Source organism: Pseudobutyrivibrio sp. C4 (assembly GCF_900111635.1).
GTDB lineage: Bacteria > Bacillota > Clostridia > Lachnospirales > Lachnospiraceae > Pseudobutyrivibrio > Pseudobutyrivibrio ruminis.
Genome location: NZ_FOHF01000005.1, coordinates 23,370 through 46,939 on the forward strand (window position 1 = coordinate 23,370; position 23,570 = coordinate 46,939).

General features: G+C 39.5%; 20 protein-coding genes. 16 read left to right on the plus strand and 4 right to left on the minus strand.

Annotated features, from left to right (window positions below):
- Positions 1–285: 285 nt before the first annotated feature.
- The gene (locus BMY66_RS09080) at positions 286–1,146 is read left to right on the plus strand and encodes a YitT family protein (protein WP_090394919.1); all 861 of its coding nucleotides are present in this window, start codon (positions 286–288) and stop codon (positions 1,144–1,146) included.
- Here BMY66_RS09080 and BMY66_RS09085 read toward each other — a convergent pair.
- Positions 1,143–1,856: a zinc metallopeptidase gene (locus BMY66_RS09085; protein ID WP_044935450.1), complete on the minus strand. Its 714-nt coding sequence runs from the start codon at positions 1,854–1,856 to the stop codon at positions 1,143–1,145. The two genes, BMY66_RS09080 and BMY66_RS09085, sit on opposite strands and share 4 nt — an antisense overlap.
- A 199-nt stretch (positions 1,857–2,055) precedes the next feature.
- On the opposite strand from BMY66_RS09085, the gene BMY66_RS09090 reads away from it, so the two are divergent.
- From BMY66_RS09090 to BMY66_RS09115, 6 genes are all read left to right on the plus strand, one after another.
- Entirely contained in the window at positions 2,056–2,382 is a 327-nt protein-coding gene (locus BMY66_RS09090; protein WP_090394920.1) for a putative quinol monooxygenase, read from the plus strand.
- Positions 2,383–2,392: 10 nt separating this feature from the next.
- On the plus strand, positions 2,393–3,013 hold the full coding sequence (locus BMY66_RS09095) for a TetR/AcrR family transcriptional regulator (protein ID WP_044935455.1): 621 nt from the start codon (positions 2,393–2,395) through the stop codon (positions 3,011–3,013).
- A 45-nt stretch (positions 3,014–3,058) separates the two neighbouring features.
- Entirely contained in the window at positions 3,059–3,946 is an 888-nt protein-coding gene (locus BMY66_RS09100; RefSeq protein WP_033151858.1) for a DUF362 domain-containing protein, read from the plus strand.
- Positions 3,947–4,045: 99 nt separating this feature from the next.
- Positions 4,046–5,257 carry a class I SAM-dependent rRNA methyltransferase gene (locus BMY66_RS09105; protein WP_177175637.1) on the plus strand — a complete coding sequence of 404 codons (1,212 nt, stop codon included), beginning with the start codon at positions 4,046–4,048 and terminating at the stop codon, positions 5,255–5,257.
- 21 nt (positions 5,258–5,278) lie between these two features.
- The gene (locus BMY66_RS09110; protein WP_090394922.1) at positions 5,279–5,680 is read left to right on the plus strand and encodes a DUF3237 family protein; all 402 of its coding nucleotides are present in this window, start codon (positions 5,279–5,281) and stop codon (positions 5,678–5,680) included.
- 28 nt (positions 5,681–5,708) lie between these two features.
- Positions 5,709–6,545 (plus strand): M15 family metallopeptidase, encoded by an 837-nt coding sequence (locus BMY66_RS09115; RefSeq protein ID WP_242942698.1) that lies wholly within the window; start codon positions 5,709–5,711, stop codon positions 6,543–6,545.
- Here BMY66_RS09115 and BMY66_RS09120 read toward each other — a convergent pair.
- From BMY66_RS09120 to BMY66_RS09130, 3 genes are read right to left on the minus strand one after another with little or no spacing between them, the layout of a single operon-like run.
- A complete protein-coding gene (locus BMY66_RS09120; RefSeq protein WP_090394923.1) occupies positions 6,542–8,041 on the minus strand; it encodes a hypothetical protein in 1,500 nt (499 codons plus the stop codon). The genes BMY66_RS09115 and BMY66_RS09120 overlap by 4 nt on opposite strands.
- The gene (locus BMY66_RS09125) at positions 8,041–9,504 is read right to left on the minus strand and encodes a flippase (protein WP_090394924.1); all 1,464 of its coding nucleotides are present in this window, start codon (positions 9,502–9,504) and stop codon (positions 8,041–8,043) included. Before BMY66_RS09125 ends, BMY66_RS09120 begins: the two co-directional genes overlap by 1 nt.
- Positions 9,505–9,525: 21 nt before the next feature.
- On the minus strand, positions 9,526–10,458 hold the full coding sequence (locus BMY66_RS09130; RefSeq protein WP_090394925.1) for a glycosyltransferase family 2 protein: 933 nt from the start codon (positions 10,456–10,458) through the stop codon (positions 9,526–9,528).
- Between the two features lie 118 nt (positions 10,459–10,576).
- Here BMY66_RS09130 and BMY66_RS09135 point away from each other — a divergent pair, with 118 nt between their 5' ends.
- The 9 genes from BMY66_RS09135 (at position 10,577) to BMY66_RS09175 (ending at position 23,499) form a co-directional block, all read left to right on the plus strand.
- The gene (locus BMY66_RS09135) at positions 10,577–11,560 is read left to right on the plus strand and encodes a glycosyltransferase (protein WP_090394926.1); all 984 of its coding nucleotides are present in this window, start codon (positions 10,577–10,579) and stop codon (positions 11,558–11,560) included.
- Positions 11,553–13,403, plus strand: a complete 1,851-nt coding sequence (locus BMY66_RS09140; protein ID WP_090394927.1) for a glycosyltransferase family 2 protein — start codon at positions 11,553–11,555, stop codon at positions 13,401–13,403. Before BMY66_RS09135 ends, BMY66_RS09140 begins: the two co-directional genes overlap by 8 nt.
- A gap of 2 nt (positions 13,404–13,405) precedes the next feature.
- Complete coding sequence (locus BMY66_RS09145) at positions 13,406–14,386, plus strand: glycosyltransferase family 2 protein (RefSeq protein WP_033151807.1); 981 nt, start codon at positions 13,406–13,408, stop codon at positions 14,384–14,386.
- Positions 14,386–15,612 carry a UTP--glucose-1-phosphate uridylyltransferase gene (locus BMY66_RS09150; RefSeq protein WP_044935476.1) on the plus strand — a complete coding sequence of 409 codons (1,227 nt, stop codon included), beginning with the start codon at positions 14,386–14,388 and terminating at the stop codon, positions 15,610–15,612. The genes BMY66_RS09145 and BMY66_RS09150 overlap by 1 nt, the downstream gene beginning before the upstream one ends.
- Before the next feature lie 39 nt (positions 15,613–15,651).
- Complete coding sequence (locus BMY66_RS09155) at positions 15,652–17,073, plus strand: sugar transferase (RefSeq protein WP_090394928.1); 1,422 nt, start codon at positions 15,652–15,654, stop codon at positions 17,071–17,073.
- A gap of 47 nt (positions 17,074–17,120) precedes the next feature.
- Positions 17,121–18,419 (plus strand): glycosyltransferase family 2 protein, encoded by a 1,299-nt coding sequence (locus BMY66_RS09160; RefSeq protein WP_143064526.1) that lies wholly within the window; start codon positions 17,121–17,123, stop codon positions 18,417–18,419.
- Between the two features lie 127 nt (positions 18,420–18,546).
- Positions 18,547–20,097, plus strand: coding sequence for an LCP family protein (locus BMY66_RS09165; RefSeq protein ID WP_090394930.1), 1,551 nt, complete (start codon positions 18,547–18,549; stop codon positions 20,095–20,097).
- A 129-nt stretch (positions 20,098–20,226) separates the two neighbouring features.
- Positions 20,227–22,059, plus strand: a complete 1,833-nt coding sequence (gene glmS, locus BMY66_RS09170; RefSeq protein ID WP_090394931.1) for a glutamine--fructose-6-phosphate transaminase (isomerizing) — start codon at positions 20,227–20,229, stop codon at positions 22,057–22,059.
- A 63-nt stretch (positions 22,060–22,122) separates the two neighbouring features.
- Positions 22,123–23,499 (plus strand): S1C family serine protease, encoded by a 1,377-nt coding sequence (locus BMY66_RS09175; RefSeq protein WP_090394932.1) that lies wholly within the window; start codon positions 22,123–22,125, stop codon positions 23,497–23,499.
- Positions 23,500–23,570: the final 71 nt, after the last annotated feature.

Here is a 23,570-nt window from a genome sequence, read left to right on the forward strand (position 1 = left end):
GGGAATACAAGCCGTACTCTATTAGTCGCCTAGTTAATTAAAACAAGGATTAATAATATTATGATAAAAGAGTCAAAAGTCAAAAATGAGTTTTAACTTGTTAAAATCTCATTTTGGCTTAGGACTCCAAACAATATGAGGAAGATTGATTTTTGTTAAAAAATCAAGTGATTCCGAATATTGTTTAAAACATCCTGAGAGTGAAACGAAAGGATGTTTTTATCACAATGAGAGGCAAAAGGTACTTTTGACTCTCATATCATATTTATAGGGTAGGTAAAAAATATGAATGTTAAATCCGTAATCAAAGAACTTTTCATTCTTACAATTGCCATAATAATTATAGGTGCGGCGGTATTCTTTTTCCTTATGCCAAGCCATGCAGCAGTTAGTAGTATTTCAGGCTTTGCCATAGTGTTAACCAATTTCATACCATTTTCAGTTTCGCAAATCACCATGGTTTTGAATGTGGTATTGCTCATAATTGGCTTTATCACTTGCGGTCCAGAATTTGGTTATAAGACAGTCTATACATCAATTTTGCTTCCTGTTGTAATTGGTGTATTTGAAAAATTGCTTCCAGGCTACACATCTCTTACAGATGATGCTACTCTCGATGTTGTTTGCTACATCTTTGTAGTTAGTATCGGTAGCGCGATTTTGTTTAATAGAAATGCGTCATCAGGTGGACTTGATATTATTGGAAAGATTTTAAATAAGTATTTCCGTATCGATATTGGAAAAGCTATGTCTATTGCGGGACTATGCATAGCATTGTCTTCGGCACTTGCTTATGATTCAAAGACAGTTGTTTTAAGTATACTTGGAACATATTTGAATGGAATGGTGCTTGATCATTTTATATTTGACCAGAAATTAAAAAGACGTGTATGTATAGTTTCACCATATGAAGCTCAAATTAGAGATTACATTCTAAATGAGCTTCACAGTGGTGCCAGCGTTTACAAGGTGACAGGAGCTTACAGAATGGAAGAGCACAATGAGATTATCACTATTGTTGATAAAGGCGAATTCCAAAAGCTCATGGCCTATATAGATAAGGTAGACCCAAAAGCATTCGTTACTGTTTATAAAGTTAGCGATATGCAATATCAATCAAAAAGTATGCCGGAAAGGGTGTTTTAGTCGTCATTGCGACTTACCCTGCTTACAATCAAAACTAATCTAAGTAGTTGAAGGATAGTAGTAAATAAAGCTGCCACATAGGTAAGCGCTGCTGCCTTCAACACTTTTTTTGCACCTCTATGCTCATCCTCTTCTAATAATCTATCCTCATCGAGAATTCTAAGTGCACGCGCACTAGCATCAAATTCCACTGGAAGAGTAATCAACTGAAAAATAACTACAAATGAAAAAAGGTAAACACCAAGCTCTGCGATTGTAGAGTATCCTAGTAAAAGACCGATGAGAATAATTGGCCATGAAACTTTTGAACCAATATTCGCTAGAGGTACAGAAAGAGCGCGAAGTTTAAGTGGTGCGTATGACTCTTTATGTTGAATGGCATGACCGCATTCGTGAGCGGCTACACCGATTGCAGCGACACTTGTCTGTCCATAGGTGGCATCAGAAAGACGAAGTACCTTTTCATTTGGTGAATAATGATCAGTCAGATTTCCTCTTATCCGTTCTATTTTTACATCATAGATACCAGCGGAGTGAAGTATATGTTCTGCCACTTGATTAGATGTAAGTCCTCGATAATTTCTAATTCTATTGTACTTGCTAAATGTGCCCTGAACATTCATAGATGCAAGCGCACTGATAGCAGCACCTATCAATACAAGAATAAGTGTTGGATCTATGCCATAACCGTATCCATATCCGTAGTACATTATTATTCCTCCTATAAATAATCTTTTTATTAGTATAAATCTATCCACTGATTTTTACTAATTAAAAAGTCTAAAAAGATTATTAATTTAAAGGATGTCAGGAAAATGCAAGGCTTTTGGTTGTTGGAATTGACATTGTGTCAGCAAGATGGTATAGTATAGATAATTGACATGGTGTCATCGGATTGGAGGATTTAGTATGAGTATAGCAGTAAATCTTAGATATAAAGGTGAAAACGGAGCAGCGAAGAAATTTGCTGAGGAAATGATAAGCAGTGGTACTGTTCAAAAAATCAGGGAAGAAGCAGGTAATCTTCGCTATGAATATTACACTTCCTTTGATGACCCTGAAACAGTATTATTGATAGATTGCTGGGAGAACCAGGAAGCAATTGATGTACATCATGCATCGCCTATGATGGCAAAAATTGCAGAGCTTAGAGAGAAATATGATTTGCACATGACAGTGGAGCGTTTTACTTCAGATGCGCTTCCTGAGCAGGATCAGTCATTTATAAGAAAGTAGTGGTGGCCAAATGGCAGTTGAATTAAAAGAAACTATTGATAAACGTAGAGAAGAAATAATGGATGCTTGCGAAAAGCTTTATGAAACAAAAGGCTTTCATAGTATCACAATAAAGGATATCAGCACAGAAACCAGCTTTTCTCGTCCATCTATCTATAATTATTTCCAAACAAAAGAGGAAATATTCCTGGGCATTCTTACTAGAGAATATTTAAAGTGGAACGAAGCCTTGAGGAAAATTATTGATGGCGGCAAGAAGCTTGATGCAGATAATTTGGCTAAGGCCATTGCAAAGACAATGGAGGATAGAAAAACACTTCTAAAGATATCTGCAATGAACCTCTACGAGATTGAGGATAACAGCAGACTGGAATTATTGGCAGAGTTCAAAAGTGCTTTCAAGGAATCTGTAGATATTTTCGAAGAGTGCCTGGCAAAGAATTTAGAGGGGATTGATAAGAAAAAATGCGAGCAGATTAGATATGCATTCTTCCCTTACATGTATGGCATCTATCCTTATGTTTACCCTACGGACAAGCAGATGGAGGCTATGGATCAGGTAAAGCTGTCATATGCAAAGACTACCATCTACAACATGTCATACGAATTTTTGAAATTGATTTTTGAATAAATAATAAACTAAAAAAAATATAAAATGAATTATAGGGGGGTATCTATGGCATCAAAAGTTTATTTTATTAAGGATGTTACAGCTGAGGCTGTAGTAAAAATGTACGATAAGCTTGGGATTACATTACCAGGTAAGGTTGCCGTAAAGGTACATTCTGGTGAGGAAGGTAATCAGAATTATCTAAAGCCTGAATTCTGGAAGCCAATGGTAGAGCATGTGAACGGCACCATTGTAGAGTGCAACACAGCCTACGAAGGTGAAAGAAACTACACAGATAAGCATATCAAATTATTAAAGAGACATGGCTGGAATGAGTTTTTTGATGTTGATTTGATGGATGCTGAAGGACCAGATATCGAAATTCCAATCAAAAACGGTACCCATCTTAAGACTGATATAATGGGAAAGAACTTCCTTAACTACGATTCTATGCTTGTACTTTCTCATTTTAAAGGACATCCAATGGGAGGCTACGGCGGAGCATTAAAGCAGCTTTCAATTGGTTGTGCATCATGTGCAGGCAAGGTACAAATCCACTCAGCTGGCAAATACAATAAAGCCAGTGAGCAGGATATTGTTTGGAACGACTTGCCAGAGCAGAATGCTTTCCTTGAAAGTATGGCAGAGGCTGCATCAGCAGTAGTAGACCACTTTGGCAAGAACATTGCATTTATCAATGTTATGGCAAATATGTCTGTAGACTGTGATTGTTGTGCAGTAGCTGAGGACCCATGCCTTAAGGATATCGGTATCCTTGCAAGCTTGGATCCTGTTGCAATCGATAGAGCTTGTCTGGATTTGGTATACGCTTCAAAGGATGTTGGACGTGACCACTTCCTTGAGCGAGTTACATCCAGAAATGGCGAGCACACACCTGCTACAGCTGCAAAGCTTGGCGTAGGAAGTCTTGAATATGAATTAATTGAATTATAGGATATAGGGAGGCTGATTAATCAGCCTCCTTTTATTTTTGATAAAGCACTCTGATGATGATAAAATATATAAATATTTAGTGATTAAAGAAAGGTTATTATGAACGAAGCAATTGTTACATTAAAAAAAGGCGAGGGCCGTACAATTAAGGCTGGCGGTGCCTGGATATTTGATAATGAGATAGACTCAGTTATGGGTTCATTTGAGAATGGAGATATAGTTGTTGTCCATGATTTCGATGGATACATGATGGGCCGTGGTTTCATCAACACTAATTCCAAGATTCGTGTTCGCATGATGACACGTAAAAAGGACCAGATAATTGATGATGAATTCATCAAAATGAGAGTGCAGAATGCCTGGAATTATCGTAAAAACGTATTACTGGAAAAGGATTTGAACTGCTGTAGAGTAATCTTCGGAGAGGCAGATTTCCTTCCAGGGCTTGTTATCGATAAGTACGATGATGTGCTTGTTGTGGAATCACTTGCACTTGGCATAGATAAGTTTAAGCTGCAGATTGTAGATTACCTTAAAGAAGCTATGGCTGCAGACGGATTTAGCGTGCGCGGCGTTTATGAGCGTAGCGATGCAGCAGTCCGCAAGAAAGAGGGCTTAGCGCCATATAAGGGATTCATCGGAGATGAGTTCGATACAAATGTGGAAATCGTCGAGAATGGTGTTCACTACATGGTAGATGTAGTAAATGGCCAGAAGACAGGTTTCTTCCTTGATCAGAAATATAATCGTCTAGCTATTCAGCGCCTTTGCAAGGGCAAGAAAGTATTAGACTGCTTTACACACATGGGTACATTTGCTCTTAATGCTGGAATCGCAGGAGCAGCAGATGTAACAGGTCTTGATATTTCAGAGTTCGCAGTATCTCAGGCTACAGCAAACGCAAAGCTCAACGGCTTGGATTCAACTGTTAAATTCCGTCAGGCTAATGTTTTAGATGAGCTTCCAAAGCTTGCAGAAGCTGGAGAAAAGTACGACGTTGTAATCCTCGACCCACCTGCCTTCACAAAGTCACGCGAGGCTACAAAGAATGCAATGAAGGGCTACCGTGAAATCAACATGAAAGGCCTTAAGCTTGTTAAGGACGGTGGCTACCTTGCTACATGTTCTTGCTCTCATTTCATGACTCAGGAACTCTTCGTAAAGGTAATTGGCCAGGCTGCACAGGCTGCTCACAAGCGCCTACGCCAGGTAGAATTCCGCACACAGGCTCCAGACCATCCAATCCTCTGGGCCGCTGACGAAAGCTACTACCTCAAGTTCTTAGTGTTCCAGGTTGTTGACGAGAAATAAAGAGTAAAAGGGACTCTTGTTATGAAGAAAGAAATATTAACAGTTAACGTAAAACTTACAAAGTTTGATGAAGTGAAAGGGCAAAGTGGAGAAGCACTGATGATTCACTTTGATGGAGATGCTACCGGAGAATACTTCAACGGAATTATTCTTCCAGGCGGTGTGGACACCCAAAGGGAAATGAAAGGTAGTCCCAGAGTTTTATCAGCTAGATATATTCTTGAAGGAAAAGATTTCAAGGGTAATGCATGTAAAATCTTTGTAGAGAACAATGGCTCATTTGATGAAAATGGAAATATTGTTACTCATCCAACTATTCTTACGGATAGCGCCGATTTAGGTTTTTTGGAGACTGCTGACATAACCGGAACGATATCGGATATTCCTGGTGGAGTTCAGATACATTTGTGGATGGAAGAGTAAGCAAAAGTTTTATATTAAAGAGGCTGATATGGCAAAAAAGATTGTGATTGCAGTTGTTGGTTTGTTACTTTGCGGGGCAATGGTTTGTATGGTGAGTTGTAAGCAAAATGAAACAGTCTCCCAAGAACAGGCAAAAGAAACGGAAAGTGTTGAAACAATACTATCAGAAGACGAAATAATAGAAGATGATGTTGCTTCAACGGATGAAACAGACGAAGAAGATGATGAGGTTACTAATCAGGGAGAAACAAAAATGACTACCACAAATGTAAAAGACACAGAGAACTTTTATGGAATAGAATTCACAGAGGATAGCGAGATCTTTGCGCGAATCAAAGGAAAATCCTACAAGGATGACTGCACAATTCCAGTATCGGATTTACGATACCTTCACGTGCTTCACGTAGGCTTTGATGGACAGACTCACGAGGGCGAAATCATCTGCAACAAATCTATAGCAGAAGACCTCCTTGAAATCTTCGAAGCTTTATATGAGGCGGAATATCCAATCGAAAAAATAAAGCTAGTAGACGAATACAACGCAGAGGATGAAGCCTCAATGGCTGACAACAACTCCTCATGCTTCAACTTCAGATTCATCAGCCACACCACCAAGGTCTCAAACCATGGTGCAGGCCTAGCTATCGACATCAACCCTTTGTACAACCCATACGTCAAAACCGTGGACGGCGCCCTCAGCATCGAACCAGCCAACGGAGCACCATACGTAGATCGCAGCGCCGACTTCCCATATAAAATCGACGAAACGGACCTGGCCTACCAGCTCTTCACAGCCCACGGCTTCACATGGGGCGGCGCCTGGACCTCCTCCAAAGACTACCAGCACTTCGAAAAAGCAGACTAGGCTGCGTAGTGCAGCAGGAAGAATGGTAGGCTTCCGTAGTACATGAGGAAGGCAAAGGCAAGGGCCAGGATGTAGATTAGCGTGTTGTACAGGAGGCGGCGTCGGTAGGTTGGGAAGTCGCCGGAAATTGTGGTGACGCCGGTGCTTGGTTCAAATCCGTTGTCTGCGTGCATGCCAAGGAATAGTAGGGCTACGGCCAGTGCGAAGATTGGCATGAATGGCATGTAGTAGCGTGATGCGAAGCCTCCAAGGTAGCCGCGGCTTTGGAATGAGCCGTAGGCGCTTTTAAACTGGTAGAGGAATGTTACTATTAGTGAAATCCATCCTGCGATAACTGGTAGGCTGAGCTTGCCAGCACATTTCTTTACAGCAGGTGTGAATACAAGTGCTGGGATTACCCAGAGGATTTCGTATGGTATGGCTGTGAGGCTGTATATGTAGGTTTTTGTGAAACGGTATACAGATTCAATGCCGGACCATGATAGGAAGAATCGCTCCATGTAGTAGGAAATGTATTGGGCGAAGTCGTAGGTGCGACGCTCTGATTCGGCAACGTAGTATATCGTATTTTCGAAGTATTCCTTTGAGGAGATAAGCTCCAGTGAAGGATGTAAAGTTCCATAGCGAGAGTAAATGATTCCGTAGTATGCGAAAGCTATGGCGTATATAGGTAATGATATGAAGAAGGCCTTGCAGATAAGTGGTGCGAGGCTTTTTTCTTTTATCATAGTTGCGATAAGTACGATAAGCGCCATTACAATGCAAAGGATGGCAGCTGTGAGCTTTGTCAAAAGTGATGCTGTGATGCCAAGTGCTACTAAAACATAAGTTAGTATGTTGCGTTTGCCTTCGCTGAATCTTATCAATCCAAGGATGCAAAGTGCTGCAGTTGTAAGTGTAAGTGCATCATTTGTTACAGCACAAAGCTCGTAGGAAAGCATTGGTATTGATGATACTGTCATTGCGTAGACAAGATGAAGCCATGGCATATCCTTTGATAATCTGGAGTAGCCGATGTAGAAAAATAACAAAAGTCCAATGATGCTGATGCCTAAGCTGAAGTATCTAAGCTGCATTTTTTGGATGGTAATAACTACATCTGATTCTGTAGGAGAAAAGCCACCAGCAAGACGCATGATGTGATAATAAAGAGGTGGGTGGCATAGATAGTTAACAAGATCTTCCATGTAAGCATAGTTTGGAGTTTCCGACCACTTCATAACAACACTGCTAAAGATGTGCATGTCTTCGAAATGAGGAATTATCTCACCTGTGCTTTCCAGGTAATAAACATATGCAATGTGAGCTGATTCATCTGGTGATGTGTCAGGCACATAGTTGGCGTAAAAGACGCCTGCACTTGCAGTGAATACTAAACAAAACAGGTATATAAAAGCTATAAATGCCTTTCTGCCTTTTACGTTGATTGCAAAATAAAAGGCAGCAATAGCTAATATAAAAAACACTGCAATTAAAATGTAAGCTACTAATTTCATTATTTTTTAACTCCACTCAATTTACTTGAAATCTTATTAATAACTGACTTAGCATTCTCAATGAAGAATGAATCAGCAAGTATAAGCAAAAGAATAAAATATACTGCGGCTCCGCTGACAATCATGATAAATGTTGCGATGATTGTGTTTGGCAGGAGACGACTTTCTACTATAAGTAATAGTAACATCATAGCTGCAGAGAATAAATACTTTGGTATTGGCGCTATGATGTGCTTGATTTCCAGCTCTTTTCTAATGACGAATAGCTGGATGATAGCGATTGATGCTTCGGCGATGACAGAAGCGATTGCAGCTCCATAAGAGCTAAGCTTTGGTATTAACATCAGGTTGAAGCAGAAGTTGATAACTGCTCCGTAAAGCACTGTCTTTGTGTATAAGTTTTCCCTTTTTGTGGGAACTAAATATTGGATGCCTGTTACATTGTTGATTGAGATGGCCACTGTGATAGCTGAAACAATCTTTAAAAGCACGATTACTTTTTCATAGCCTGGGCCGTAGAACCAAGGAATGAAATTGTCCGCAATTCCAAATAATCCAAACATAAGAGGCAGGCCTAAAAACCATGCAAATCTGTAGGCCTTGTACATGGCATTTCTAATGGCATCCTTGTTGCCTTCTTCAAAGTATCTGCCAATGCGAGGAACCATAACTGTGGACATTGATGTGACAAGTACCAGCACCATTTTTGTGATTCGCATAGCCTGTTCATAGTATCCGTTTTCAGTACTGCCACCGTTGATGAGGCGAATCATAATCTTGTCTAGATACTGATATATTTGAACAGCAATAGTTGGCAAAAACAATCCTAGAATCACGTGAGTATCAGCAAATGGTGTAAGCTCGGATTTTGAAATCCTTGTAAGATATTTTGGAAGGTACGCCCAAAGTGAAACGTGTCCGGCCATGGTGATGATGGCAGTGGCTGCAGTATAGAGGGCCAGGTCGTTTTCATCTTTGATAAGAGTAAAAACCATTGCCAGGTTTATTAATCTGAAAATGGCATTACGTCCAACGATTTTGCCGAATTCCTCCAAGCCTTGGAAGAACCATGATGTATCACAGGCAACATTGATTATTTCGATGAACTGAATGATGTAAATAATCATCCATTCTGGTCTTAGGGCAAAAACAAAGATGCCGTAGATTAATAGGAATATTGCAGTAGAGGTACATCTGAAAATTACTGTGTTCCAAAATACCACCGAGCGTCTGTGGGCATCAGCCTGCACATATGAAATCTCACGCTGACCATAAGTAGATGTACCAAGGGTGGCAAAAATAATGAAAAATGCAGCAATGGCGGTTACGTAAGAAAAAACACCGATGCCATCTACGCCCAGCACTCTGGAAATGTAAGGGGCAGTCAGAAGAGGTGTGATAATAACTAGTAACTGATATGCTACATTATATATATAATTCTTTTTTACGTTTTTTTCTTTCATTAAAATATAGTCCTAAAGGTATTATAGTTTTCCAAGTAGTAGAATTAGTCGAAGCATAACTTCTCCTGAAAAACTTCTGCGAAGATGCTTTGGGTAAAATGTCTTTTTGAAAATCTTACTTGAATTGAAAGTATCCAAAAAATGTTTTATTGAAGAATCCACATCGCCATAAAACATTTCTGAAAAGCATTTTAACATCTGCCTTGTTCGAGGACAGAAATCACCATTTAAAACCTTATCCACTCTCCATTTAATCTTTTTGATGATGCCTAGATTTGTGGATGATACTGCGTCGCTATGGCGTCTATATTTGGCTAAAGGCTTTTCACTGTAAATGATTTGTCCGTTTAATCCAAGGGCAATTAAAGTGACCCACTTATCATGATAATAAATATCTTTGGAGTAATTGTTATCAAATGAAAGCTCAGCAAGCTTTCTGTTTATCATCATTGTGAAACCAGGAAAGACTCCTTCAAAGAAAAGATTCTCAAAGGTGACTCCTGTCATAGGATTAGTTTCGTTGAAAGTCCCCGTCACATTTAAGGTGTCATCACAAATATAGTAATTAGAAGCAAAAAGAGTAGGTGTATCTGAGTTTGCCTTTTCAAAATAAGACAAAGCTACTTCTAATTTATCTTCTTCCCAATAATCATCCTGATCGCAAAAAGCAAAATAAGAAGCGTCACTATTTGTAAGAGCATATTTGGCGATGGTGCTAAAGCTTTCTCCAAAGCCTAAGTTTTTATTTGTATCTTCTGAAACATCGTTGATGACAACAATTCGTGAATCTGTAGAAGCTAAATTATGAATGATGTTTAAAGTGTCATCACTAGAACCGTCATCTCGAATATATAAAACAAAGTCTGAAAAAGTCTGTTTCAGTATGCTTTGTATTTGTTCGGTAATATATTTTTGCCCATTGTAGGTGGACAATAAAACTGAAATGGTTGCCATAAAAGCGCGCCTTTCACATGTAATTAAATATAAACTATTCTAAAACAATACCCTAGGCAATGCAAGGAATGTGCAAGTGTGGTATACTTATACAAACTGTGTTGTCAGGGATTATAATATGGAACAATTTAGTCAACTGGATTCCCTCATCAAAGGGAAGAAGGTTCTTTATATAACAACTAAAAATTTAGATTACATCAGAGTTTCCCAAGAGATTAATTATCTATCGCATTTGGCATCTCAGGTGGAGATAATCGGAAGCAAATCCTCTAGCTATCCAAAGCGCCTTGCATTTGTGTTTGCTAGCTTGCTCAAGCAATCCATGAAAGACATTGATATTGTATTTGTGGGATTTGCTCCTCAGCTTATTATGCCTTTTTTCTCTTGGAAGTTTAAAACAAAGACTGTCATCATCGACTTCTTTATTTCTGTATATGACACCATGGTGCTTGATAGAAAGAAGTTCAAGGATGGCGGCTTCCTTTCGAAGTTCTGCCATCGCCTTGATGAAAGTACACTTAAAAAGACCGATTACATAGTCTGCGATACAAAGGCGCATGGTGAGTTTTTTGCAGATGAGCTTGGTGCTTGTCAGGAGAAGCTTAGGGTTTTATACCTACAGGCTGATGCAAGCATCTATTATCCAAGGGATAAAAAGCCATCGGATTCACAGAAAAAGGTCCTGTATTTTGGATCTATTTTAAACCTTCAGGGAGTGGATGTGATTTTAGATGCCTTGAAGCACTTCAAGGATGATACAGATATTTCATTTGAAATAATTGGTCCAGTTCCAGCGGCTATGGACAAACCAATCCAGAATAATATATCTTATATAAACTGGCTCAGTCAGCAGGAGTTGGCCGAGCATATCGCTCAGGCAGATTTATGTCTGGCAGGCCATTTTTCAGGAACCATCGATAAAGCAAAAAGGACAATTCCTGGAAAGGCCTATATATATCAGGCTATGGGCAGGCCAATGATACTTGGAGATGGCCCAGCCAATCACGAGCTGTTTACTGCGGACAGCAACCATATTTTTGTAAAAATGGGAGATTCTACAGCGTTAGCTGAAGCAATAAAAGATTTTTTCGATTATGAGTGAAATAAAAGAATATAAGCAACCTACTAACAAAATAGAAAAAGGATTACTTTATCTGCAACATTATGGCTTTAAAAAGACTGTAGCAAAGACAGTCAGAAAGCTAATGAAACACGACCAGGAGCACTACAGCTACAGACAGTTCCTGAAAGAAAATCCAATCACAAAAGAAGAATTAGACAAGCAAAAGCATACTGTTTTTAAATACAATCCAGTTATCAGTATCGTAATTCCGTTATATAACACAAAGGAAGAATTCCTTATAGAATTAATTCAGTCCTTCACAGCTCAGACATATCCACACTGGCAGCTTTGCCTTGGGGATGGCAGTCCAGAAGAGGGGTTAAAGGATATCATTCTCAAGGCTACCGATGGCACTTGGGATGAAAGAATCATCTATAAAAAACTAAGTGATAATACAGGTATTGCAGGCAATACAAACGCAGCAATGGAGCTTGCTACTGGAGACTATATCGGATTTACGGACCACGATGATCTTATCACTCCAGATGCAATGTACTATATTGCAAAAGCTTTAAATGAAGACAATACAATCGAAGCTATTTATTCTGACGAAGATAAAATCGACATGGAGGGCAAAGAATACTTCCTTCCTCACTTCAAGTCAGATTTCAATATTGATTTGCTTTGCTCTCACAACTACATCACACATCTTTTTGTAGTTAGAGCAGACATCGTAAAAGAGAGCGGCGGAATTCTCTCTGAGTTTGACGGTGCACAGGACCACGATTTCGACCTTAGGGTTTTGGAAAAATGCACCAATATATATCACATTCCTAGGGTGCTTTATCACTGGAGATGTCATCCAGATTCAACTGCAGATCATCCAGAGGCAAAAATGTATGCCTATGAAAATGGTCGTCGAGCAGTGGAAAATCACTACAAGCGCCTTGGAATACCAGCTCGCGTAGAGCTTGATACACACCTTGGATATTACCGTACAATCTATCAGTGGCCAGATTCACCACTTCTTTCAATTGTGATTCCAAACATGAATCACGTAGAAGATTTAAAGGCTTGCATTGATAGCATTGTGGAGAAAAACGATTATCCAAATGTGGAGTTTGTAATTGTAGAGAATAATTCTACAGAAGAATCAATCAGAAACTACTACACACAGCTTGAAAATAGAACAGATATTAAAGCGAAGGTTGTTGATTTTACAAAAGAACATCCAGACACCATGGGAGTATTCAATTATTCTGCTCTTATGAATTATGGAGTTGCTCACGCTGATGGTGAGTACATCCTGATGCTCAACAACGACACTCGCATGATTAATGCAGACAGCATTTCAGAGATGATGGGATTCGTTCGCAGAAGTGATGTAGGTGCTGTTGGTGCAAGACTCTATTTTGGAAACAACACTGTACAGCATGCTGGACTTGTACTTGGCCTTGGCGGAGTTGCCAACTCACAGTTCTTAGGAAGTGGCAGGGAGCAGGTTGGATATTTTTACAGAAGCACTTGCGTTCAGGATTTATCAGCTCTTACAGGAGCATGCATGCTAACTAGCAAGTCAGATTTTGAATCAGTAGGCGGATTTGATGAAAGCCTTGCAGTTGCCTTCAACGACGTAGATTTTTGCTTGAAACTTCGTGCCAAGAATTTACTGTGCGTTTACACTCCATTTTCAGAGTGGTATCATTTAGAGTCGGTGAGCCGAGGACTGGACCTTGAGGATGATGGTAAAAAGGCTCGTATGGAATCAGAGACAGAGTACTTTATGTCAAAGTGGCAGTCAGTGCTTGATAAGGGAGATCCATACTACAACCCAAATCTATCTCTCACCAAATTCGACTATTCATTTAGAAGTAAGGAGTAGCTATGAAATTAATCATTCAGATTCCATGCTACAACGAGGCAGAGACACTTGAGATAGCCTTAAATGATTTGCCTAAGCATATTGATGGAATCGATGAAATTGAATATTTAATTATAAATGACGGAAGTGCAGACAACACTGTTGAGGTTGCAAAACGTTGGGGTGTACATCACATCGTTAATCTCCGTCGTAACAAAGGTCTTGCTTATGGATTTATGGCGGGTATTGATGCTTGCCTTCGCCATGGAGCAGACATTATCGTAAATACGGATGCAGACAATCAATATGTTGCAGACGATATAGAACTTTTAGTTAGACCAATTTTAGAGGGACGCTCAGACATTGTTATTGGTGCAAGACCAATCGATGAGACAGAGCATTTCTCACCACTGAAAAAGAAGTTACAGCACTTCGGAAGCTGGGTGGTTCAAAAGGCCAGCAACACAGATATCCCTGATGCTCCGAGTGGATTTAGAGCATATTCAAGGGATGCAGCCATGAGGCTCAACGTTACAAACGATTATACATATACACTTGAGACTATTGTGCAAGCGGGGCGCAATAAAATCGCTCAGACCAGTGTACCAATCCGTACCAACGGCGAGCTTAGACCATCAAGACTGTTCAACAGCATGATGGGCTATGTTAAAAAGTCCATGGTTACAATTCTTAGGGCTTATTTAATGTATCAGCCTTTGAAGACATTTAGTCTTTTGGCTATAATACCATTTATTGTTGGATTAGGGGTTATCATCAGATATTTGGTATATGTTTCAATGGGTAATTCAGCGGGACATGTTCAGTCACTTATACTTGGCTGTACTCTTTTAATCATGGGATTCATTTCCTTAATGATTGCGCTCATTGGTGATCTTCTTGCTAAGAACCGCAAGATTCTAGAAGATATTGAGTACCATACAAGAAAGATGGATTACGATGGGGTGAATAATAAAGATGGATATAAAAAGGAGAATAACTTATAATGTTAAATAAGGAAAAAGCACTCGAGATACTGAGGGAGAATAATCAGGAACACGTAATGAATTTCTTCGACCAGCTTCCTGAGGAAAACAAGACAGAGTTTCTTAATCAGATTGAAAATATTAATTGGCCAGACTTCAAGCTTATCGGCTCAAACGAAGCTGCAGCAAGAGGAGAGTTTAGCGTTCCTCCAGCAGTAAGTATTTCTGAAATTGCAAAGAAGCACGATGAGTTCGAAGCAATCGGATTAGAGGCAATCAAAAAAGGCGAAGTAGCAGCAGTTCTTCTTGCAGGTGGAATGGGCACTCGTCTTGGATTTGATTTACCAAAGGGATGCTTCAATGTTGGCGAAACAAAAGAGCTCTACATTTTCCAGTGCCTTATCAACAATCTTATGGATGTTGTTAATCAGGCAGGTTGTTTTGTCCCTCTTTATATTATGACAAGTGAAAAGAATGATCAGGCTACACGTGACTTCTTCGCTGAGCATGATTATTTTGGATACAATCCTGAGTACGTTAAGTACTTCATTCAGGATATGGCTTGTGCTGTTGATTACAATGGCAAGCTTCTTCTTGAGGAGAAGGGCCGTCTTGCTACATCACCAAACGGAAATGGTGGTTGGTATGCATCAATGGTAAAGGCAGGCCTTGATAAAGAAATGAAGGCAAAGGGTGTTAAGTGGATTAACATCTTTGCAGTAGATAATGTATGTCAGCGAATTGCAGATCCAGTATTTGTTGGAGCTACAATTGCAGGCGGATACGAAGCAGGCTCAAAGGTTGTTCGTAAGGTTGATCCACAGGAAAAAATGGGTCTTCTTTGCCTTGAGGATGGCAAGCCATCAATCGTTGAGTACTACGAAATGTCAGATGAGATGGCAGAAGCAAGAGCTGAGGATGGTAGTCTTCTTTACAAATACGGTGTTATCCTCAACTACTTATTCTCACTTGAGAAGCTTGATGAAATCGTTAACAACAACATGCTTGTACACGTTGTTGAGAAAAAGATTCCACATATTGATGCTGATGGAAATCACGTTTCACCAGAAGAACCAAACGGCTACAAGTTCGAACTTTTAGTTCTTGATATGGTTCATATGATGGATTCAAATCTTGCATTCGAGGTAGACAGAGTACACGAATTTGCACCAATCAAAAATCTTCACGGTGTAGATTCAGTAGACAGCGCAAAAGAATTGCTTAAGAAAAATGGAGTTATACTCTAACTAAAGGTGGCTTAGCTGCCTAGGTTAAAGGAGAAAGACTTGTACAAAAAAAAGAAGCGTTCCTGGGTAAAACATTTGGATTTTATAATCCTTGATATGATTGCTGCGGAGCTGGCACTTTTTATTGGTGTTTATATCAAGTTCCACAGCGTAATCTTTTTGGACCGTTTTGAATGGTATAACCTCTATCAGAGTTTGGCGAAAATATTGCCATTCATAGATTTGACAGGTGTACTTTTTACCGAGACTTACACAGGAATATTAAGAAGAACAAAATATCAAGAAATTACTTCCACTGTATGGCACAGCTTGATAAACTTCCTTGGCGTATTACTTTACATGTATGCCAACCAGACATCATACTACTACTCACGATTTGCTTTAGGCGCTTTCGGTGTAGCGATGATTGTTGTTACATACATTGTCAGAGTTTTCTGGAAGAGAATCATTCGCAGAAGAAAGCTGTTAGATGTCAACAAAACATCAATGGTGGTTGTTGCAGAGTCCACCACAGTGGATCATTGTCTTTCAGAAATTGCTCACAGCCCATACACAGAGTTTAAGGTTGAGGGTGTTGTGGTTGTTGATAAAGATATGACAGGTCAGGAGATTCAGGGAATCCCAGTAGTTGCAAATGCGGATAGCCTTTTTGAATATCTCAGGACAAATGTAGTAGATGAAATTTTCCTCGATGGAAACACTAGAGCTAGCGAGGAAAGCTTGGCAGGACGTTTGGTTGAGCAGGGACTTACCGTTCACATGTCCTTGATTCACACAAACAATCTTATGCCAAACCGTATTATGGAGACATATGGCGACTATGTTGTACTTACAACTAGTATGCACATTGCCAACAATAGACAGGCATTCTTAAAGAGATTGATGGATATCTGCGGTGCAATCGTAGGATTGGTTTTAGCATTTATTGCTTTTGTTATTTTTGCACCAGTTATAAAGCTTCAGTCTCCAGGACCAGTTTTTTTTACTCAGACACGAATCGGAAAAAATGGTCGTAGATTTAAATTTTACAAATTCAGAACTATGTACATTGATGCTGAAGAGCGCAAAAAAGAGCTTATGTCTCAGAACGAGATGAAGGGAAATATGTTCAAGATGGAAAATGACCCACGTGTCACACCAATCGGACATTTCCTTAGAAAGTATTCTATCGATGAGTTACCTCAGTTCTGGAACGTTCTTATAGGAGAGATGTCTCTTGTTGGAACAAGACCACCACTTGAAGAGGAATACGAAAACTATGCTCTTCATCACAAGGCTAGATTGTCTATCAAGCCAGGCCTTACAGGAATGTGGCAGGTTAGCGGACGTAGCGACATAAAGGATTTTGAGCAGGTAGTTGCTCTTGATACAGAATATATATCTAATTGGTCTCTTGGATTAGATATCAAGATAATATTTAAGACTATAGCTGTTGTTTTTGGCGGAAAGGGCTCGAAATAGTGGCGGATACATATTTTTCTTTGGTCATCTGGACTATAGATACAGATATGGATTATTTCAAAGATTGTCTAGAGTCTATTGATGAGCAGGAGTACCGTAATTTTGAACTTTATATACTAGATAATAATCCTTCTAATGCCATCGAAGTTACCATTAAGGAATTCTTCCCTGACATTGTAGATAAGGTTCATTATCGTCGACTGAAAAAGAAATCTGGAGGTGCCTATGCTTATAACATAGGCGCCCATTTTGCAGAAGGGGATTATCTAGTTTATTTAGGACAGCATGATCGATTAAGTCTTAAGACTTTATCATTTTTAAATGAAAAGATTTCACAGCTGGACAATGATAGTATCGTATATACGGATAACGATGAAATCGTTGGACAGGATAGGATGAATCCTCATTTTAAATGTGATTTCAACAAAGAACTTTTATTGCAGACAAACTATATCGGTGAGTTTGTCGCTATAGCAAGAAATGTTTATAACCGATTGGGAGAATTCAATGAAAAGGCTCAGACTGCCTATATCTATGAATATCTTCTTCGGGCAGCATTCAAAAAAGAATCTATAGAGCATATTCCATCCCTTTTGTATCACAAACGTACTTCAGACAAGCTTCTTACTAAGGAGCAAAGAGCCGAAGCTAATTTTTATTGCAAAGAGCATATGGCACTTGCTATTTCATACCTTCACCAAACAGGAGTTATTGCAGAGGGACGTATCGATGCATCTTTAAAGAAATGGCATTTGGATTACGATGAAACATCTTTTAGGCGTTTCTCCAAAGATTACATGTTCTTTAAAGAGGAAGATGTAAAGCTTTATACAAGAAATAATGCTAAGAAAATGTATGCATATCTGAATCAGCCTGATGTGGCAGTGGTAGGTGCTCGCTTTATAGATAGAGGCTTCACCTACGACAATGTGGGATATGTATTTGATACAGATGGGGCATGGTATCCAGCATTTCATGGCCAGCGTATTTTCAGAGATACCTACGAGAATTTGGCTAGCATGCCAAGAGACGTATCAATGGTTGATGCTGGCTGTTGCATGATTGATGCAAAGGTGTATCGAATGCTTCACGGTTTCGATACCAGACTTTCTGGTCAGGATGCAATGTTTGATTTCTGTCTCAGGGCAAAAGCCAGAGGATTTAGAACAATAGTCATTCCAAAAGTTATTGCTAGAAAAAAGAACAGGGTGACAATAACATCCACCGATTCTCATGAAATATTGATGGAAAAACATGGTGAAATCATTAAGAATGGTGACACATTTTACAATAAGAACTTACCTATAGGTATGGAAAATTATATATTGCCGGGAACACAAGAGTAAAAATGATAAATTTTTACCTCGTTTTTTATAGAATGTGACAGAAATAATTCAGATTTCTTGACAATTAATTAAGCCATAGAGTAGACTAGCATAGTTAAATTTAATTTAAGATGGGAGTAATTATCCGATGAGTAATTTTGAAGATTACGATTTAAGAAGAAGTTCGGGTTCAACTAGAAGCGCAAGACCTACAAACAGAACTTCTGCCAATAGAGCATCTGGTAGACCAGCAACAGGAAGACTAGTATCTAGATCATACGGTAGAGATGCTGATATTTCTCCAGATCTTTCATTGGACGATGAAATCGATTTATATGATTATGACTTACAGAGTGAATCAATGAGCGCTCGCAGACCTAGTGGTAGCCACAGTGCAAGTGGAAGCAGACCACGTAGCTCAGCAAGCTCGCACAGAACTTCAGCAGCTGCTGCTCATTCATCTTCTGCTAAAAGAAAAAAGAAGCCTTCTTCTTCTCACTCAAGCAGCAGACCAACTAGAAACACATCTTCATCTAGAGGAAGAAATGTTCCTAGTGGACGCAAGGGTTCAGGAAGAAACGGCAAGAAAAAGAAGACAAGAAGAACAATTATTGTTGTTGAAATCGTAGTATTGTTACTTCTTTTACTTATCTTCTTCTTCTGGAACAAATTCGGCAAGGTTAACTGGGACAACATCAACATGGATGAAATCGAAGTTAACAACCTTGATACAGAGACAGAAGAGTTGTTAAGTAACTACACCACACTTGCATTGTTCGGTGTTGATAACCGTTCTAATGGTAACCTTGATAGTGGTAACTCAGATACAATCATTCTTGTTTCTATCAATAACGATACAAAAGAAGTTAAGATGGTTTCTGTACAGCGTGATACATATCTCCAGATTACAGAGGGTACATACAGAAAATGTAACTACGCATACAACCATGGTGGTGTTGAGACTGCTATCAGCATGCTTAATACTAACCTCGACCTTAAGATTTCTGGTTACGTATCAGTTGACTTCTACGCACTTGCTACTATCGTCGATGACTTAGGTGGTTTGGAGCTTGAAATCACTCAGAAGATGATTGACACAGACAACCCAGAGACACATCAGAATGCTCTTGCAGGTTACATTGCTGAGGTTGAAAACGTACTTAATTACTATCCAAACGAAGAGGATGGATGGAAGTATTCAGACTGCTACTTCGACAGCCCAGGAACATACACACTTAATGGTGCACAGGTTGTTGGTTACTGCCGTAACAGATACGCAGTAGATAACGATTACGGTCGTGCTGAGAATCAGCGTGCTGTTATCAAGCAGATTATTGAAAAAGCAAAGAAAGCTAATGTGGCAACATTAAATGATATTGCAAATGATGTTTTCCCTAGCATTTCAACAAGCTTGTCACTTTCACAGGTGCTTTCAATGGCAGCATCAGTTGGTGATTATGAGATTTCTGATTCAACAGGATTCCCATTTGCACTCAACTCTACTACAATTAGCAAGACTACTGGTTCAGTATTGGTACCATGTACACTTTCATCAAATGTTTCGCAGTTACATGAGTTCTTGTATGACCAGACTGATTACGATCCTACTGACGATATGGTTGATGTTATTAGCGACCACATTGTTAATGAAACAGGATTCACGGAAGATAGTGCGACAATCACACAAACGACGGATTAATATATCGATAAAGTTCATTCACAGGGACTGGCCTTATGGCTGGTCCCTGTTTTACTTTTAGAGCAAATAGTAGTAAAATCAAAGGGCTTGTATGTTATTAATAAAGCGTATTATGAAAGGAATAAATATATGTGTGGAATAGTAGGATATGTTGGTAAGTCACAGGCAGCACCAATCCTTTTGGATGGACTTAGCAAGCTTGAGTACAGAGGTTATGACTCAGCTGGTATGGCTGTTTATGATGGCACCAAAATCGAATATGAAAAGGCAAAGGGACGTCTTCGTCTTCTTAGCGAGAAAACTCACGATGGTGAGACAATGCAGGGTACAATCGGTATTGGTCACACACGTTGGGCTACTCATGGTGAACCAAGCGAGGCAAACGCTCATCCACATCTTAATGAGGAAGAAACAATCGCAGTAGTTCACAATGGTATTATTGAGAACTATGCAAAGCTTAAGGAAAAGCTTATCAAGCGTGGATACAACTTCAAGTCTGAGACAGATACAGAGGTTGTTGCTCACTTACTTGATTACTATTATAAGCAGGGCAATGATCCTCTTACATGCGTAACAAAGGTTATGCACCGTGTTGAGGGTGCTTATGCTCTTGGTATTATTTTTGCTGATTATCCAGATCAGATTTATTCAGTAAGAAAGGACAGCCCACTTATTGTTGGTCTTGGAAAAGATGGCAACTTAATTGCATCTGATGTACCAGCTGTTCTTAAATACACTAGAAATGTTTACTTTATCGAGAACGAGGAAATCGCACGTCTTACAGAGGATACAATTGAATTCTTCGATGTTGATGGACAGCCAATCGAAAAGGAAGCTAAGACAATCGATTGGGATGTTGACGCAGCAGAAAAGGGCGGTTATGACCACTTCATGATTAAGGAGATTCACGAAGAGCCAAAGACAGTTCGCGATACACTTAATCCTAGAATTAAAAATGACACTGTTGATATCGAAGAGCTTGGCATGAGCGATGATGAAATCAAATCTATTTCACGTATTCGTATCGTTGCCTGCGGTAGTGCATATCACACAGGTGTTACAGCTAAATATGTTTTCGAGGAAATGGCACGTATCCCTGTTGAGGTTGATATAGCTTCAGAGTTCAGATACAGAAACCCTATCCTTCAGGAGAACGAGCTTGTTATTGCTATCAGCCAGTCTGGTGAGACAGCAGATACAAAGGAAGCAGTTCGTATGGCTCGTGCAATGGGCAACATGACACTTGCTATCGTAAACGTAGTAGGTTCTTCAATTGCTCGTGAGGCTGAAAAGGTTATGTACACATGGGCTGGTCCTGAAATTTCAGTTGCTACAACAAAGGCATACTCAGCACAGCTTATAGCGTTATACTTACTTGCTATGAAGTTTGCTGATGTTAGAGGTCTTCTTTCAGCAGATGAAATGAAGTCTCTTATCACAGATTTAAAGAAGCTTCCAGAGCAGATAGAAATGCTCCTTGGAAATAAGGAACGTATCCAGAAATTTGCTAACAGATTTGTTGCTGCAAAGGATGTATTCTTTATTGGTCGTGGAATTGATTATGCAATTGCTATGGAAGGTTCTCTTAAGCTTAAGGAGATTTCATATATTCATTCAGAAGCATATGCAGCTGGCGAATTAAAGCACGGAACAATCTCTCTTATTGAAGAGGGCACATTAGTAGGAGCAGTTGCAACTCAGGAAAACGTTTATGCAAAGACTGTTTCAAATATCGTAGAATGCAAGACACGTGGCGCTTTCATTCTTGCTGTTACAACAGTTGGACATGAAGACATTGAAGAAGTGGCAGATTATGTAATGTATGTTCCACAGACAAACAGATACTTTACAAACTCATTGGCTATTATTCCACTTCAGTTGTTTGGATATTATGTTTCAGTGGGTAAAGGTTTTGATGTGGATCATCCAAGAAACCTTGCAAAGTCAGTTACTGTTGAATAAACCGTCACCTGACTATCACATTACTGGGTTATTCTTACTAAAAGTTTAAATGGAGGCGAGTTTATGAGTGATTTATACAACAATGGTGGCTCAAACAATGGGTCAGAAAACAACAACGGTTCATATTCCTACAAGAAGGACGAGATAAACCAAGGTGAGTCTTATTACCAATGGTCACCTTACGACAATGGCAATAAGAACAAAAAGCCAAAGAAGACCACAGGCTTTGGTGCAAAGCTTGGACGTGCAGCGGCAATCGCTTTAGTATTTGGCTTGATTGCAGGTACAGCATTCCAGTCAGTAGTATATGTTTCAAACAGATTCTTACCAATGTCTGCATCAGCAGAAACAACAATTGAATCTACAGAGACAGAAGACACATCTGATAGCGCAAGTGGCACAGCTCTTTCTACTACATCAAACAAAGTATCTACAACAGTTACTTCAGATGTATCAGAAATTGCTGAAAATGTTCTTCCAGCAATCGTACAGGTTACAAATGTAGGTCTTACAGAATACCAGACATTCTTCGGAACAATGCAGCAGGAGACAACATCAGCTGGTTCCGGAATTATCATCTCACAGGATGATGACTACATTTACATTGCAACAAACAACCACGTAGTTTCAGGTGCTGAAACACTTACAATTACTTTCAACGACGGCGAAGCTGTTGAAGGAACAATCAAAGGAACTGATTCATCATGTGACCTTGCTGTAGTAGCAGTTGCAGTAGCAGATATCCCTTCAGATACACTTTCAGTTATCAAGGTTGCTACACTTGGCGATTCAGATTCAACAGTTGTAGGTGAGGCTGCTATCGTAATCGGTAACGCACTTGGTTATGGTACATCTGTTACAACTGGTATTATTTCTGCTAAGGACCGTGAGGTTTCAATCACAGACGATGACGGAAATATAGTTACTAACAGCCTTATCCAGACAGACGCAGCAGTTAACCCAGGTAACTCAGGTGGTGCATTACTCAACGCCACAGGCGAGGTAATCGGTATTGTATCTGCAAAGCTTGCAGATGAGTCTGTAGAAGGTATGGGATATGCAATTCCTATCTCTTATGCATGGGATATTATCCAGCAGATGATTGATAACGATGTTGTATCAGAGCTTGATGCTTCTTATCTTGGTATCGCTGGTAAGGATATTACATCAGAAATGTCTGAGCAGTATGATGTTCCAGTTGGTGTATACGTAGCTCAGGTAGTTGCAGGTTCAGGTGCTGAAGAAGCAGGTATCGAAGTTGATGACGTAATCACATCATTCAACGGACGTACAGTTACATCTGTAAACACACTCAACAACATTATGAAGTATCTTCCAGCCGGCACAACCGTTGAGGTCACTGTCGCTAAGGCATCAAATAACTACGAAGAAGAAACCGTAGAAGTAACCCTCACACATAAGGTTGACGCGGTACAATAAACTACCCGTATATAAAAAAGGCTAGCCAGAATAACTTGGCTAGCCTTAAATTATATGAGCCATGCTGTAGG

Coding starts and splice junctions, on each gene's coding strand:
- BMY66_RS09080 (WP_090394919.1), top strand. CDS start 286: ATGAATGTTAAATCCGTAATCAAAGAACTTTTCATTCTTACAATTGCC.
- BMY66_RS09085 (WP_044935450.1), bottom strand. CDS start 1,856: ATGTACTACGGATATGGATACGGTTATGGCATAGATCCAACACTTATT.
- BMY66_RS09090 (WP_090394920.1), top strand. CDS start 2,056: ATGAGTATAGCAGTAAATCTTAGATATAAAGGTGAAAACGGAGCAGCG.
- BMY66_RS09095 (WP_044935455.1), top strand. CDS start 2,393: ATGGCAGTTGAATTAAAAGAAACTATTGATAAACGTAGAGAAGAAATA.
- BMY66_RS09100 (WP_033151858.1), top strand. CDS start 3,059: ATGGCATCAAAAGTTTATTTTATTAAGGATGTTACAGCTGAGGCTGTA.
- BMY66_RS09105 (WP_177175637.1), top strand. CDS start 4,046: ATGAACGAAGCAATTGTTACATTAAAAAAAGGCGAGGGCCGTACAATT.
- BMY66_RS09110 (WP_090394922.1), top strand. CDS start 5,279: ATGAAGAAAGAAATATTAACAGTTAACGTAAAACTTACAAAGTTTGAT.
- BMY66_RS09115 (WP_242942698.1), top strand. CDS start 5,709: ATGGCAAAAAAGATTGTGATTGCAGTTGTTGGTTTGTTACTTTGCGGG.
- BMY66_RS09120 (WP_090394923.1), bottom strand. CDS start 8,041: ATGAAATTAGTAGCTTACATTTTAATTGCAGTGTTTTTTATATTAGCT.
- BMY66_RS09125 (WP_090394924.1), bottom strand. CDS start 9,504: ATGAAAGAAAAAAACGTAAAAAAGAATTATATATATAATGTAGCATAT.
- BMY66_RS09130 (WP_090394925.1), bottom strand. CDS start 10,458: ATGGCAACCATTTCAGTTTTATTGTCCACCTACAATGGGCAAAAATAT.
- BMY66_RS09135 (WP_090394926.1), top strand. CDS start 10,577: ATGGAACAATTTAGTCAACTGGATTCCCTCATCAAAGGGAAGAAGGTT.
- BMY66_RS09140 (WP_090394927.1), top strand. CDS start 11,553: ATGAGTGAAATAAAAGAATATAAGCAACCTACTAACAAAATAGAAAAA.
- BMY66_RS09145 (WP_033151807.1), top strand. CDS start 13,406: ATGAAATTAATCATTCAGATTCCATGCTACAACGAGGCAGAGACACTT.
- BMY66_RS09150 (WP_044935476.1), top strand. CDS start 14,386: ATGTTAAATAAGGAAAAAGCACTCGAGATACTGAGGGAGAATAATCAG.
- BMY66_RS09160 (WP_143064526.1), top strand. CDS start 17,121: ATGGATTATTTCAAAGATTGTCTAGAGTCTATTGATGAGCAGGAGTAC.
- BMY66_RS09165 (WP_090394930.1), top strand. CDS start 18,547: ATGAGTAATTTTGAAGATTACGATTTAAGAAGAAGTTCGGGTTCAACT.
- glmS (WP_090394931.1), top strand. CDS start 20,227: ATGTGTGGAATAGTAGGATATGTTGGTAAGTCACAGGCAGCACCAATC.
- BMY66_RS09175 (WP_090394932.1), top strand. CDS start 22,123: ATGAGTGATTTATACAACAATGGTGGCTCAAACAATGGGTCAGAAAAC.